The sequence below is a fragment of the Achromobacter sp. 1012554356 genome, assembly GCF_059760815.1.
Genome location: NZ_JCBANC010000098.1, coordinates 1 through 13,313 on the forward strand (window position 1 = coordinate 1; position 13,313 = coordinate 13,313).

Below are 13,313 nucleotides of genomic sequence, written 5' to 3' on the forward strand. Positions count from 1 at the left end.
TCCGCCTTCGGCTCCCTTCAGATTCCCTCGGGCGCATCGACGGCGCTCGCCTCCCCGGTGACCACGACGCCGTGCTGCTAGGGTCTTTGGTTTGCGCGCTGCAAGACCTGTGGACAGGGAAGGAGATCTGCGGGGCCGCCGGATTGCTGCCGCCCGGGCGGCGGCAACCCGGCATCGGGTCGGGGGGACGTAGTGGCGGAGTGCGCTTCGCGCTTGCGGCGGTTGGTTTTCTGATGGCTCGCCTCGCGGTGGGTGGGGGCGGTGATGGGCAGCGCGGCGACGGTCCGCCACAACTTTCCGACCTGTACGCGCCGCCCATCGGGCACTTGAGTTCAAGTGCCGATTAGCGGCGAGCCGTGCTCGCACGAAAGTGTCAGACACCCGGCAAAAAACAAGCACCTTCGCCAAGATGGGTGTCTGACACCCTGGAAGCACCCTTCAAGCCTGTAGCCCGTCTATGCGGGTGTCAGACACCCAACTGCTACCTACTCGCGAAGCGTCATCACCACAACGCAAGACGCCGCGTAAGTCTCCGGAGGCCGCCCGCGCGGCCGAACGGGGACGGGCATCGCAAGATGCTTCTGGCACGAAATACTCTGCGCAAAAATGCCAAGCACGCTGTCCGTCCCAGCGTCCTGAAGATTTCTACTGATCGAGTCCGGTGCGGTGGCGGCCCGGGGTGCGCGGGGCGTCGATAAGCCCGAGGGAATCTGAAGGGAGCCGAAGGCGGACGAAGATGACGAAGGGGGGGGCCGCCTAGGCAAGTCCGGAGCGAAGGCTGCGGACCGCAATCGTGGACCCGCGCGCCCCGGGTCGCCACCGCACCGGACGCCTTAAGAACCGAACCCGCCACCGAGCCGGACGCCTCAAGAACGATAGTCGCCAAGAAGCGCCACGCGTCTAAGTCGGACAACTCAAACGAGAATCCCCAACGCAACGCTAACCATCTCCCCGTTAAACTCCCGATAAAAAACACAACAGGAGGAGAAGACATGCGCATTCTGCTGGTCGAGGACAATCTCGATCTTGGCGATGCCGTTGAGAGCAAGCTGCGTTCGGCGGGTCATAGCGTGCAGTGGGTGCATGACGGCGTGCAGGCGTCGCGGTGGGCGCTCGATGAGACCTGGGATGCGCTTGTGTTGGACATCAACCTGCCCGGCAAGGATGGCTTCACGCTTATCCGTGAGTTGCGTGCCGCTGGGCTCGACGCGCCCGTGCTTGTCATGACCGCGCGCGCCGAAATCGAGGACAAGATCGACATGCTGGATCTTGGCGCCGATGATTACCTCGTCAAACCCTTTGACCTGCGCGAACTCGAAGCACGGTTGCGGGCGCTGTTGCGGCGGCCTGCGGGGCAGACCACCAGTGTTGCTCAATACGGCAATCTCAGTCTGGATTTGGCCAACCGGCATGTTGAACTCGCGGGTGCGCCGCTGGAGCTGGGCCGGCGTGAATTCCGGTTGCTTGAGATTCTGGTCGGAAAGCTTGGGCAGACCGTCGCCAAGGAACGCCTCATGAATCAGATCTTCGATCTGGACGACGGCTCGCTCAACGCGCTTGAGTTGCTTATCTCGCGGCTGCGCAAGAAGCTGGCCGGCGCGTCCGTCGACATCGTCACCGTGCGGGGCGTCGGGTATCAGGCCCGCAGCCATGAAAATCCCTGAAAGCTTTTCCATCCGGCAACGCGTCTTCACGCTGGGCGCCGTGTTGCTTGCGTGCGCGCTCATCGGGCTGGTGTTCTTCCTGCGCGGCTATGCCCAGCGTGCCGCGGAGCAGGCATTTGACCGCTTGCTCGCGGCCTCCGCGTTGACCATCGCCGGATCAGTTCAGATCGAAGACAACGAAGTCACCGTTGAGCCGCCCGTATCGTCGCTGGCCATGCTGTCCGGCGGCGAGCGTGTGTTCTACGAAGCGCGCACCCCCAACGGCAGGCTCATCACCGGTTATGGCGACCTTGCCCCCGGGCTGCCCCTCGCGCAGTCCGCCACGCCCGTCTTCACGTATTTGCGGTATCACGACGAGCCCATTCGTGTCGCGACCGTCGGCCGCCTGGTGTCGGCCAGCCAGCATGCCGGCTGGGTCACGTTGCGCGTCGCCGAGACGCTGGGGTCGCGTCAGGCGTTGGCGGGTGAAATTTTGCAGCGCAGTGTGTTGCCACTGCTTGCCGTATCGCTGGTTGCACTGGGTCTCTTGTGGTTTGGCGTGCAGCGCGCCTTTGCGCCGCTGGCCGTCGTCGAACGCGAACTGCGGCGCCGGGCGCCGGATGATCTGGAGCCGCTATCCAAGCCCGTGCCGCGTGAGGTGCGGCGGCTCATTGAAGCGCTCAATGGCTTCATGCAGCGTCTGTCCGGGACCATGAACAGCCTTAACACGCTGGTGGCCGACGCTGCGCACCAGGTTCGCACACCGCTGGCATCGCTGCGCGCGCAGGCCGAGGTTGCGCTGGACGAGACCGATCCGCAGCGATTGCACGCGCGGCTTGAACGCATCCACCTGAACGCCACGCACGCCAGCCAGCTCATCAACCAGCTGCTGATGGACGCCACCATCACCCATCGCATGGGCAAGGGCGCCCGCGCGCTTGTCGGTGTGGCCGAGACCGTCAACGAAACGCGGCGGCGCATCGGGCCTTTGGATGCACAGCGGCTGCGCATCGCCATCGCGCCAGAGGTGCGCCGCGCGCGCATCGCGGGGGATCGTGTCGCGCTGCGCGAGATGTTGCGAAACCTGGTGGACAACGCCCTGCGCTACGCGCCTGAAGGGCCGGTTGAGATTCAGGCCACGCCGATCGCCGGCTATCGCGTCGCGCTCACCGTCTCGGACCGCGGGCCCGGCGTGGCCGACGATGAGAAGGAATCCGTGCAGCAGCGGTTCTCGCGCGGCCGTGCGGGGGAATCCCTGCCCGGGTCCGGATTGGGGCTGGCGATCGTGCGGTCGGTGGCCGTGGCTCATGGCGGCTCGCTGTGGCTGTTGGACCGGCCGGGCGGCGGCCTGACGGCTCGCGTCGTGCTGCCCTTGGCGCGCGCCGGAGCCGGGCGCGCGCTGGCCACCGCCGCGGCCACGCTCTGCGCGGCATGCCTGCTGCTGGCCGCGCCATCGGCCGACGTGCGGGCGGCCGGCGCCGAGACGCGCGCCGCTCCGATCCCCGAAGTCGTCACCCGCTACCCCGCCCCCCAACCCTCCTCCCGCGTCCTCACCATCGCCGGCCCGACCGACACGCCCGTCGTCGCGCCGCTCATCCAGGGCTTCCAGTCCCATCGCCCCGACGTCAGCGTCGTCTACCGCGAGATGGGCAGCCGCGAGCTCTACGAGGCCGCCATCGAAGGGCGTCTGCAGGATGTGGACGTGCTGATGAGTTCGGCATCCGACCTGCAGATCCGGCTTGCCAACGACGGCTACGCACAAAGCTACACCTCCCCCTACGCCGCGCGGCTGCCGTCATGGGCAATATGGCGGCACGAGGTCTACGGCTTCACGTTCGAGCCCGCCGTCATCGTCTACAACCCCAAGCGCTTTGCTGAAGCAGCCGTGCCGCGTTCGCGCCAGGATCTGCTACGCCTGCTGGAACAGGATCCGTTGCGCCTGCGCGGGCGGATCGGCACCTACGACATCGCCGCCAGCAGCCTGGGTTATCTGCTGGCCGAACAGGATGAACTGGTCTCGTCCAACTTCTGGGGGCTGGCCAACGCCATGGGCCAGGCCGGCGTTCGGCTGGCGGCCACCAGCGCCGAGATCCTGGACGCCATAGAGCGCGACGAACTGGACATCGGCTACAACATCCTCGGCTCGTACGCCCTGTCGCGCCAGGCCGCGGGCCGGCCCATCGGCGTGGTGTTCCCGCAGGACTACGTGCTCGTGCTGGCGCGATCGGTGCTGATCGCGCGCACCGCCCCCAATCCGGACCTGGGCCGCGCGCTGGTGGACTGGCTGCTGTCGCCCGCCGGGCAGCAGGTCGCGTCCAGCCATGCCGCGCTGGGTTCCATCATGGAAGACACGCCGGGGCGCTGGACCTCCGAAGCAGTGCTGGCGCGGTCGCAGGGCATCGTGCAGCCGGTGGTGTTGAGTCCGGCGCTGCTGGTCGGCCTGGACCAGCGCCGCCATTCGCGGTTCGTGCAGAACTGGATCCGGCTCGTCACCGATACGCCGCAGCGGCCGTAACGGCAACACCATGCATGGCGCCGCCGCGGCCCAGGGATTTCCCCTAGCCGTCCGCGGCCGCCATGACAGGACGACGACAGACGCGCACTCCTAAGATGGCTGCACGCGGGCCCCAGAGCCCGCAACAAGCCAAATCAATCGGAGACAACATCCATGCTTGCCAAGTCCAAACTGGCGGCCGCCTGCGCCGCCGCATTCGCCATCGCCACCGGCAGCGCATTTGCGCAGGCAGTGCCCGCAGGCTATCCAGCCGACTACCAGAAGATCCTGGACGGCGCCAAGAAGGAAGGCAAGGTCGTCATCTATTCGACCACCGACACCAAGGCCGCCGGTCCCATCATCAAGGGCTTCGAAGCCCTGTATCCGGGCGTCAAGGTCGAATACAACGACATGAACAGCACCGAGCTCTACAACCGCTACATCAGCGAACAGGCGGCGGGCGGCGGCAGCGGCGACATCGTTTGGAGCTCGTCGATGGATTCGGCCTTGAAGCTGGCCACCGACTACGCGCTCAAGTACCAGTCGCCCGAAGCCGGCAAGCTGCCGGCCTGGGCCGTCTGGAAGGACTCGGCCTACGGCACGACGTACGAGCCGGCCGTCTTCATCTACAACAAGCGCCTCATTCCCGCCAACGAAGTGCCCACCACGCACGGCGCGCTGGCCAAGCTGATCGCCAGCCAACCCGACAAGTTCAAGAACAAGGTCACCACCTACGACATCGAGAAGTCCGCGGTCGGGTTCATGCTGGCGGTGCAGGACAAGGCCAACGATCCCAAGTACTTCGAGACCCTCAAGGACATCGCCAAGGGCGGGCTGATCGTGCAGTCGTCCACCGGCACCATGATGGAACGCGTGTCCTCGGGCGAAAACCTGATCGGCTACAACATCCTGGGCTCTTACGCCGAGACGCGCGCCAAGAACGATCCGTCGCTGGGCGTGGCCTACCCCACCGACTACGCGCTGGTGCTCTCGCGCGTCGCGTTCATCAGCAAGAAGGCCAAGAACCGCAACGCCGCCAAGCTGTGGATGGACTACCTGCTGTCGCAGAAGGGCCAGGAAATCATGGCCAACCAGGCTGATCTGGCTTCCGTGCGCGATGACATCGAAGGCGACAACGACGTGGATGGCATGACCAAGAAGCTGGGCGCCTCGCTCAAGCCGATTCCGGTCAATGAAACGCTGCTGGACTACCTGGAGCAGAACAAGCGCCTGGAATTCATCAAGCAATGGCGGGCGGCAGCGGGCAAGTGATGCCCGGGCTCCGGGCGGCATCCATGCCTGGAGCCGCCGCCAACGCAGCGGACGGCACGCCGTCCGCCTGACCCTGCCCCGGGGCCGTCGTCCCCGGCGGCGCGGCCAACGCGTCCTTTCCGACCACAGGATTTCCCATGCAGTCATTGCGCAGAAAATGGCAGTCCCTGCCACGCGGCGTGGTGGTGCTGATCACGGCGCTCGCCATCTACGTGCCGCTGTCGTTCATCATCATCCAGAGTTTTCTCTCGGCGCCGTTCTTTTCCCCGTCCAAGGCCTGGAGCCTGGACGCGTTCCGCTTCATCTTCGCGGATCCCGATTTCTACAAGGCGCTACGCAGCGGCTTCATCCTCGCATTCGGGCTGGCTGCCATCGCCATCCCGCTGGGCGGCATGCTGGCGTTCCTGATGATCCGCACCGACCTGCCGGGCCGCCGCTGGATCGAGCCGCTGATCCTGGTGCCGGTGTTCGTATCGCCCATGGTGCTGGGCTTTGGCTACGTGGTCGCGGCCGGTCCGGTCGGCTTCTTCTCGACCTGGGTGCAGAACATCCTGGGCTTCGTGCCCTGGAACGTCTATTCGCTGACCAGCATCGTCATCATCGCGGGCCTCACGCACGTGCCGCACGCCTATCTGTACATCTCGTCGGCGCTGCGCAGCATGGGCTCCGACGTCGAAGAAGCCGCCCGCGTGGCCGGCGCTTCGCCGCTGCGCGTGATGGTGTCCGTCAGCCTGCCCATGGTGCGTCCCGCCATGCTGTACGCAACCGTGCTGCTCTTCTTCCTGGGCCTGGAGGTCTTCGGCCTGGTGCTGGTGCTGGGCGATCCGGAAGGCAACCTCGTGCTGGCCACGTATCTGTACAAGCTGACCAACAAGCTGGGCATTCCGTCCTATCACCTGATGGCCGCCGTGGCCGTGGTGCTGATCTGCATGACCATTCCGCTGGTGATGCTGCAGCGCCGCCTGATGCGCACCGCCAACCGCTTCGTCACCGTCAAGGGCAAGGCCTCGCGTGCGCGGCCGCTGCCGCTGGGCAAATGGCGCTGGGTGGCCGGCGCGGTGGTGGCGTTCTGGCTGTTCGTCACCATCATCGTGCCGCTGACCGGCGTGCTGCTGCGCGCGTTCGTGTCCAACTGGGGCCTGGGCGTCTCGCTCTTTGACGTGCTGTCGCTCGACGCCTTCCGTACCGTGTTCTCGCAGCCGAACCTGATGCGCGCCATCGTCAACTCGGTCGCCATCGGCGTCTTCGGCGGCGCGCTGGCGGTGATGTGCTACATGTTCGTGGGCCTTGCGATGCATCGCAAGCCAGACAACGTCACGCGCTTCATGGACTACAGCGTGCTCGTGCCGCGTGCGGTGCCGGGCCTGCTGGCCGGCCTGGCGTTCCTGTGGGTGTTCCTGTTCGTGCCGATGTGGCTGGACAACGCGCTGGACGTGGACGAGAACGGCTGGCTGTCTGCCCTACCCTTCGCGGAATGGCTGCGCGAGAACTTCGTCGAATGGCTGCGCGCCCTGCGCAGCACCATCTTCAGTGTGTGGCTTGCCTACACGGTGGTGTGGATGGCATACGGCCTGCGCCTGATCTCGTCGACCCTGCTGCAAGTGGGGCCCGAACTGGAAGAAGCCGCCCGCACCGCCGGCGCGCGCCGCGGCCAGGTCACCCGCCACGTCACGGTGCCGCTGGCCAAGTACGGCCTGATCGGCTCGTGGCTGCTGATGTTCCTGATCTTCGAGCGCGAATACTCCACCGGCGTCTATCTGCTGTCGCCCGGCACCGAGACCATCGGGTCCATGCTGGTGTCCTTGTGGGCCTCCGGCGCCATCGACATCGTGGCCGCGCTTTCCTTCATCAATATCGTTCTGGTCGTGATCGGCCTGGGCATCGCCCTGCGATTCGGAGTCAAACTTCATGATTGAGCTTTCTGTAGAAGACCTGCACCTGGACTACGGCGACAACCCGGTGCTCAAGGGCGTGTCGATGCAGCTGCGCCAGGGCGAAGTGGTGTCCTTGCTGGGCCCATCGGGCAGCGGCAAGACCACCCTGCTGCGCGCCGTGGCCGGCCTGGAAGGCCCCAAGCACGGCCGCATCACCATCGGCGAGAACGTCGTCTATGACGGCGCGGCCCGCGCCGAGATCCCGGCCGAAGAACGCAACCTGGGGCTGGTGTTCCAGTCTTACGCGCTGTGGCCGCACAAGACGGTGTTCGAGAACGTTGCCTACCCGCTCAAGCTGCGCAAGACGCCGGGCGCCGAGGTCCGCGAACGCGTGCAGGCCGTGCTGGACCAGCTTGGGCTGGGCAAGCTGGGCCAGCGCCATCCGCACGCGCTGTCCGGCGGCCAGCAGCAGCGCGTGGCCATCGGCCGCGCGCTGGTCTACAGCCCGCCCGTCATCCTGCTGGACGAACCGCTGTCCAACCTGGATGCCAAGCTGCGCGAAGAGGCGCGCGCGTTCCTGCGCGAACTCATCATCCGCCTGGGCCTGTCCGCGCTGATGGTGACGCATGACCAAAGCGAAGCCATGGCAATCTCCGACCGCATCCTGCTGCTGAACAACGGCAAGATCGAACAGCAGGGCACGCCGCAGGAGATGTACGGATCGCCGTCCACACTGTTCACGGCGGAATTCATGGGCAGCAACAACCGGCTGGACGGCAAGGTCACCGAGCTGCGCGACGGACAGGCTCGGATCGAAGGCGCTGGCTGGTCGCTGTGGGGCAAGGCCGGCGCGGGCGTCGCCGCGGGACAGGACGCCACCGCGGTCATCCGCGTGGAGCAGGTGCGTCTTGCCGATGACCCGGACGGCAACCACGTCGACATGCCGCTTCTGACCAGCATGTATCTGGGCGACCGCTGGGAGTACCTGTTCCGCACGCCGGACGCCGATCCCGCCCGCAGCCTCGCCCTGCGCGCCTATGGCCCCGAGGGCCGCGAACCGGGTCCCTGCCGCCTGGCGCTACCTGCCAGCAAGGTGTGGATCTTCCCCCGGGCCTCCGCCTGACGGGGTCTAGGCCTTCCGTCCGAGGGCGAATACCGCCTTCGGACGGACCGCGCGGCGGGCGTGGACTCGCCTTACAATGCGCTGGTGCAACGCGCTGATTCTCCCTCCATGCTGAGCCGTTACCTCTGGTGGCTGGGCGCCCCCGCCCAGCACTACCTGCGTATCGGCATCGCGATATCGCTGTTGGTGCACGCCGGCGCGCTGGCGTGGCGTTTCAGCGCGCCCACGCAGACGCGCCCGCCCGTGACCAGCCTGGAAGTCGTGCTGCTCAATGCCCGCAGCGAGACGCCGCCGGAAAACCCGCGCACCGTCGCGCAGAATCAGATGACGGGCGGCGGCAACGCCGACCGCGGCGTGTCCACCACCCCGCTTCCCCAGACCGGCAGCTCGGCCGAGACCATCGTCCTGGAAGCCATGCGCCAGCGCCAGGTGCAACTGGAGGCCGAACAGGCCCGCCTCATGACCCAGTTGCGCTCGCCGCACAACGCCGGCCCCGAGCGCCAGGCGGTCAACCCGTGGCCCGACGGCGCCGACGTCGGCCAGGACGCCCAGGACCAGGCCAGCGTCATCCAGAACGCCCAGGTGGCGGCGCTGGCGGCGCGGGTCCAGCAGTACAGCGCCGAGCCGCGTAAACAGTTCATCGCGCCCTCCGCCGAGGCGTCCCGCTACGCCGGCTACCTGGATGCCTGGCGCACCCGGATCGAGACGGTCGGCACCCAGCATTACCCCGACGAGGCGCGCGGCCGCATTTACGGGTCGCTGCGCATCACCGTATCGGTGCGCGCCGATGGCAGCATCGCCGAGGTCGAGATCGACCAGCCGTCGCCGCACGCGGTCCTGAACCAGGCGGCGCGCCGCATCGTCCAGCTTGCCGCGCCCTTTCCCCCTTTCCCGCCCGATATCGCCCGCGATACGGACGTGCTGGTCATCACCCGCACCTGGCATTTCGTCAACGACACTCTGGAAACACAGGCCCCATGACCGAGGCGATTCCTCAAGCCCGCTACGCCGTCATCGGCAACCCCATCGCGCATAGCCGCTCGCCTCAGATCCACGCCATGTTTTCGCAGCAGACCGGCAAGCCCCTGCGCTACGAGCGCCTGCTTGCGCCGGTGGACGGCTTTGCCGACGCCGTCGCCGCCTTCGTGGCGGACGGCGGTCTGGGCCTGAATGTCACGGTGCCTTTCAAGCTTGACGCCTATGCGCTGGCGTCGGGCCGCCTGTCGAACCGCGCCCGGCTGGCAGGCGCGGTAAATACCCTTTCCTGGCGCGACGGCGTCTGGCACGGCTGCAACACCGACGGCGTGGGCCTGGTCAATGACCTGCTGCGCCTGGGCGTGCGCCTGCCGGGCGCCGCCGTGCTGCTGGTCGGCGCCGGCGGCGCAGCGCGCGGCGTCCTGCAGCCCCTGGCCGAGGCCGGCTGCACCCGTATTCACATCGTTAACCGCACCGCCGCCCGCGCCGAGGAACTGGCCGCGGCCTGGGGCGCGAGCGGCGTGTCGCCGCAAACCCAGGTGACCGCGGGCGCCCTGGCCACCGCCGCCGTCTCCGGCGGCTGGAACCTGGTCATCAACGCCACCGCCAGCGGCCTGCAGAACGCCGCGCCCGATCTGCCGCCCGGCCTGTACGCAGACGGCGCCGCCGCCTACGACATGATGTACGGCGCGCAGCCCACCGCCTTCATGCGGCAGGCCGACGCCGACGGCGCAGCCCTGACCGCCGACGGGCTGGGCATGCTGGTCGGCCAGGCCGCCGAGAGCTTTTTCATCTGGCACGGCGTGCGCCCCGATGCAGCGCCCGTCCTGACGGCGCTGCGCGAGGCGCTGGCCGCCGGAAGCTGAACGGCATGGCGACGCGCACGGGCCGCAGCGGCGGCCGAAATTGGTTCCGGATCACCACCGGTTTGGTGATGGCGCTGGTGTGCGCGATCCTGCTGTACCAATTCTGGCTGTTCGCCCAGGTGGTCTGGTACAACTACCGCGACCCGGGCAGCAGCGCGATGATGCGCGAAGAGCTGTCGCGCTTGCGCAAGGAAGACCCGGCGATCGAGCTGAAGTACGAATGGGTCGCCTACGACAAGATCAACCGCTCGCTCAAGCGCGCGGTGATCGCCTCCGAGGATTCCAATTTCACGGGCCACGACGGGGTCGAATGGGACGCCATCCGCAAGGCCTGGGAATACAACCAGAAACAGGAAGAGGCAGGGCGCTCGAAGATGCGCGGTGGCTCCACCATCACCCAGCAACTGGCCAAAAATCTGTTCCTGTCGGGCTCGCGCAGTTACCTGCGCAAGGGCCAGGAACTGGTCCTGGCCTACATGATCGAACACGTCATGAGCAAGGAACGGATCCTGGAGCTCTACCTGAACGTCGCCGAGTGGGGCGTGGGCGTGTTCGGCGCCCAGGCCGCCGCCAAGCATTATTTCAATACCACCGCCGCCAACCTGGGGAACAGCCAGTCCGCCCGGCTGGCGGCCATGCTGCCCAACCCGCGCTTCTATGACAGCCACCGCAAGTCCAACTATCTGAATTCCCGGGTCGGCGTGTTGACACGCCGGATGCAGATGGTCGACATCCCCTGAAAGGGGAACCGGACAAATCGGTCCCGCCGGCCGTCTTCCGGCTGCGGGATTTGTTAAGCTTTCACGTTTACGCGCTCCACTCCCTTTTCCTTCATGCGTACCGCACGTCGCTACCTGGCCCGAGAGGTCTATCGCTCTTGCGCAGTGGTCCTTCTGGCCCTGCTAGGCCTTTTCACGTTCTTCGCTCTGGTGGACGACCTGGACAACGTGGGCGACAAGTTCTCCATGATGGCCCTGCTGTACATGCAGGCGCTGGCGATCCCCACCCGTCTCTATGACCTGCTGCCCATCGGGCTCCTGATCGGTGCCATTCTGGCGCTGGCGGGCTTGGCCCAACGCAACGAACTCGTCATCCTGCGGGTCTCGGGGGTCAGCGGCATGAAGCTGCTGCGGATGCTCTGGATCGTCACGATTCCGCTGATGATCGGCGCAGGCCTGTTGTCCGAATACGTCACGCCCTGGGCCGAGGTCAAGACCGGCGAGGCCAACCTGATGTTCCGCGGCAAGGCCGGCGGCGACCGCCTCAAAAGCGGCTACTGGTTCAAGGAACCCACCGCCAATGGCGGCACCCGCATCATCAACATCGCCGAACTGAAGGGCGACGGCCAGGTGGCCGGCGTGACCCTCTACGAATTCAAGAAAGACCTGACGTTGTCGGCGCTGTCCACCGCCCCCACGGGCACGTTCACGCGCGGCGACCTGGTCCTCAAGGACGTCTCCGAAACCCGCCTGGACGCCGAGGCCGCCGAGGCGCTCGCCAACGCCCGCCCCCCCAAAAACCCGCCCGCCACGGTCGTGAAGCTGCCCGAACGCTCCATCGACACCACGCTCAGCGCCGAACGCCTGCTGGCGCGCGTGCTGACGCCCGAGCGCATGTCGATCGTCACGCTGCTCGACTACGTGGATTACCTGCGGGACAACCAGCTTCAATACGGCCGCCAGGTCGTCGCCCTGTGGCGCAAACTGGCCTACCCCTTCACCCTGCTGGTGATGATCACCATCGCCGCCCCCATCGGCCTCATGCAGACCCGCCGCGGCGGCGTCGGCGCCAAGGTTTTCGTGGGCATCCTGCTGGGCGTGGGCTTCTTCATGCTGAACCAGCTTGCGCTGAACGTCGGCATGCTGGGCAAGTGGCCGCCCTGGCTGACCGCCCTGGGCCCGAACCTGGGCGCCATGGCGCTGGCGCTGGGCGCCATGAGCTACATGGAATACCGCCACACCATCACCCGTGTCGTCCAACAACGTTGGCCTTGGAGCAAGAGTCCCGCATGAACGGCAGTATCTGGATGATCGGCGACGTGCAGGGCTGCTGCTCGCCGCTGGATCGCTTGCTGTCCCACCCGGACCTGGTTGGCGATCCCAAGTCGCGCTTCTGGTTTGCCGGCGACCTGGTCAACCGCGGCCCGCAGTCGCTCGAAACCCTGCGCCGCATCATCGACCTGGGCGACCGCGCAACGGTGGTCCTGGGCAACCACGACCTGCACCTGCTGGCCGCGGCCGCGGGTGTGCGCAAGCCGTCCAAATCGGACACGCTGGAATCCATCCTGCGGGCACCGGACGCGACGGACCTGCTCAACTGGCTGCGGTTCCGCCCGTTGGCGCATTTCGAGCAGAACCACCTGCTGGTCCACGCGGGCACCCTGGCCAAATGGGACGTCGCCAAAACGCTGGCCCTGGCCGGCGAAGTCCAGGACGCGCTACGCGGGCCGAACTGGCAGAAGGCCCTTCAAAAGATGTACGGCAACGAGCCGGCCACCTGGAAGGAAGACCACAAGGGCGGCAAGCGGATGCGGGTGATCATCAACGCGCTGACGCGGATCCGTTTGTGCACGCCGAACGGGCATATGGAATTTGCGACGAAGGTGACGCCGGGGGCATGGCCGCCCGGGTTGGTGCCTTGGTTCGATGTGCCTAATCGTGCGACGCGTAACGTCACGACGGTGTTTGGACATTGGTCGACGTTGGGGTTGTTGCAGCGGCCGGATGTGATTTGCCTGGATACGGGATGTGTTTGGGGTGGGTCGTTGACTGCTTTGCGGTTGCAGGATCGGAAGCTCGTGCAGGTTAAGTGTTCGCAGTTTCAGGATCCGATGGCGGAGTGAGGCGTCGGGGTTCTGCTTTGGCAGCTTCGTCGGGCGTTTTCTTTAGATCTTCGTAGGTCGCTTGCTTTCGTTCTACGTAGGTCGCTTTCTTTCGTTCTACGTAGGTCGCTTTCTTTCGTTCTACGTAGGTCGCCCGACGCCGCGGTCACCGGGGAGGCGATCGCCCACGATTGCGGTCCGGAGCCTTCGCTCCGGACTCCCCCTTCGTCATCTTCGTCCAGGCC

The 13,313-nt window shown here is 66.4% G+C and carries 10 protein-coding genes; all 10 read left to right on the forward strand.

What is annotated here, in order from left to right; translation table 11 throughout:
• Positions 1 to 992: 992 nt before the first annotated feature.
• The 10 genes from AC6LJW_RS28625 (at position 993) to AC6LJW_RS28670 (ending at position 13,089) form a co-directional block, all read left to right on the forward strand.
• Positions 993 to 1,664, forward strand: coding sequence for a response regulator transcription factor (locus AC6LJW_RS28625; protein WP_056564482.1), 672 nt, complete (start codon positions 993 to 995; stop codon positions 1,662 to 1,664).
• The gene (locus AC6LJW_RS28630; RefSeq protein WP_498088893.1) at positions 1,651 to 4,158 is read left to right on the forward strand and encodes a sensor histidine kinase; all 2,508 of its coding nucleotides are present in this window, start codon (positions 1,651 to 1,653) and stop codon (positions 4,156 to 4,158) included. The genes AC6LJW_RS28625 and AC6LJW_RS28630 overlap by 14 nt, the downstream gene beginning before the upstream one ends.
• 153 nt (positions 4,159 to 4,311) lie before the next feature.
• On the forward strand, positions 4,312 to 5,409 hold the full coding sequence (locus tag AC6LJW_RS28635) for an ABC transporter substrate-binding protein (RefSeq protein ID WP_056564489.1): 1,098 nt from the start codon (positions 4,312 to 4,314) through the stop codon (positions 5,407 to 5,409).
• Between the two features lie 137 nt (positions 5,410 to 5,546).
• Positions 5,547 to 7,325, forward strand: coding sequence for an ABC transporter permease (locus AC6LJW_RS28640; RefSeq protein WP_056564492.1), 1,779 nt, complete (start codon positions 5,547 to 5,549; stop codon positions 7,323 to 7,325).
• Positions 7,318 to 8,406: an ABC transporter ATP-binding protein gene (locus tag AC6LJW_RS28645; protein ID WP_498088894.1), complete on the forward strand. Its 1,089-nt coding sequence runs from the start codon at positions 7,318 to 7,320 to the stop codon at positions 8,404 to 8,406. The genes AC6LJW_RS28640 and AC6LJW_RS28645 overlap by 8 nt, the downstream gene beginning before the upstream one ends.
• Positions 8,407 to 8,487: 81 nt before the next feature.
• On the forward strand, positions 8,488 to 9,387 hold the full coding sequence (locus tag AC6LJW_RS28650; protein WP_156395206.1) for a TonB family protein: 900 nt from the start codon (positions 8,488 to 8,490) through the stop codon (positions 9,385 to 9,387).
• Positions 9,384 to 10,247 carry a shikimate dehydrogenase gene (aroE, locus tag AC6LJW_RS28655; RefSeq protein WP_498088895.1) on the forward strand — a complete coding sequence of 288 codons (864 nt, stop codon included), beginning with the start codon at positions 9,384 to 9,386 and terminating at the stop codon, positions 10,245 to 10,247. The genes AC6LJW_RS28650 and aroE overlap by 4 nt, the downstream gene beginning before the upstream one ends.
• 5 nt (positions 10,248 to 10,252) lie before the next feature.
• Positions 10,253 to 10,987, forward strand: a complete 735-nt coding sequence (mtgA, locus tag AC6LJW_RS28660) for a monofunctional biosynthetic peptidoglycan transglycosylase (protein WP_056564501.1) — start codon at positions 10,253 to 10,255, stop codon at positions 10,985 to 10,987.
• A 93-nt stretch (positions 10,988 to 11,080) separates the two neighbouring features.
• Positions 11,081 to 12,259: an LPS export ABC transporter permease LptG gene (gene lptG, locus AC6LJW_RS28665; protein ID WP_056564503.1), complete on the forward strand. Its 1,179-nt coding sequence runs from the start codon at positions 11,081 to 11,083 to the stop codon at positions 12,257 to 12,259.
• On the forward strand, positions 12,256 to 13,089 hold the full coding sequence (locus AC6LJW_RS28670) for a symmetrical bis(5'-nucleosyl)-tetraphosphatase (RefSeq protein WP_056564506.1): 834 nt from the start codon (positions 12,256 to 12,258) through the stop codon (positions 13,087 to 13,089). Before lptG ends, AC6LJW_RS28670 begins: the two co-directional genes overlap by 4 nt.
• Positions 13,090 to 13,313: the final 224 nt, after the last annotated feature.

Coding starts and splice junctions, on each gene's coding strand:
- AC6LJW_RS28625 (WP_056564482.1), top strand. CDS start 993: ATGCGCATTCTGCTGGTCGAGGACAATCTCGATCTTGGCGATGCCGTT.
- AC6LJW_RS28630 (WP_498088893.1), top strand. CDS start 1,651: ATGAAAATCCCTGAAAGCTTTTCCATCCGGCAACGCGTCTTCACGCTG.
- AC6LJW_RS28635 (WP_056564489.1), top strand. CDS start 4,312: ATGCTTGCCAAGTCCAAACTGGCGGCCGCCTGCGCCGCCGCATTCGCC.
- AC6LJW_RS28640 (WP_056564492.1), top strand. CDS start 5,547: ATGCAGTCATTGCGCAGAAAATGGCAGTCCCTGCCACGCGGCGTGGTG.
- AC6LJW_RS28645 (WP_498088894.1), top strand. CDS start 7,318: ATGATTGAGCTTTCTGTAGAAGACCTGCACCTGGACTACGGCGACAAC.
- aroE (WP_498088895.1), top strand. CDS start 9,384: ATGACCGAGGCGATTCCTCAAGCCCGCTACGCCGTCATCGGCAACCCC.
- mtgA (WP_056564501.1), top strand. CDS start 10,253: ATGGCGACGCGCACGGGCCGCAGCGGCGGCCGAAATTGGTTCCGGATC.
- lptG (WP_056564503.1), top strand. CDS start 11,081: ATGCGTACCGCACGTCGCTACCTGGCCCGAGAGGTCTATCGCTCTTGC.
- AC6LJW_RS28670 (WP_056564506.1), top strand. CDS start 12,256: ATGAACGGCAGTATCTGGATGATCGGCGACGTGCAGGGCTGCTGCTCG.